Raw genomic sequence first — 507 nt, forward strand, 5'->3', positions numbered from 1 at the left:
GCAAGGGGCAGATCTTCGTGAAGGGCGAGGTCATCAAGACGGTCCCGGAGTCGAAGATCGTGGAGACGCTGATCGACGAGGCGATGAAGATCGCCGAGCAGATGGAGAAGGACGGCATCGCCTCGGGCGAGCCGCAGGTGTCGGTGGCGGGCTGAGCCTTTCCCCACCCCGCCCCTTCCCGAGACCCTCCGGGGGATACGGGGAGGGGCGGTTTGCTGTTCAGCGCGGGCCGTGGTCGCTTTTCGCGCAGTTCCTCGCGGCCCCAGCCCCGTTTTCGTCCTCGGGCCGTGCGGGGTTGCTTGCGCAGTTCCTCGCGCGCCTTTCAATCCGGTTTCGTCTGCGGGGCGCGGTCGCTCCTCGCGCAGTTCCCCGCGCCCCCGACGGCACGGGGGCTCGGCGGCGCACCCATGGTTCTGGCCCATGCGGGCATCCTCGGCCTGCCGGGGGTGCAGGGGGCGGAGCCCCCGCTGGGGGGCCGAGGGGTGGAGCTCCTCGGGGGGGGCCGGG

General features: G+C 71.8%; 1 pseudogene. It reads left to right on the plus strand.

Going from position 1 to position 507, the window contains the following annotated elements:
* Nucleotides 1-155, plus strand: a pseudogene (locus ADK54_RS44865) (4-hydroxy-3-methylbut-2-en-1-yl diphosphate synthase); the annotation flags it as partial.
* Nucleotides 156-507: the final 352 nt, after the last annotated feature.

It is taken from the genome of Streptomyces sp. WM6378, from assembly GCF_001279695.1.
Taxonomy (GTDB): Bacteria; Actinomycetota; Actinomycetes; order Streptomycetales; family Streptomycetaceae; genus Streptomyces.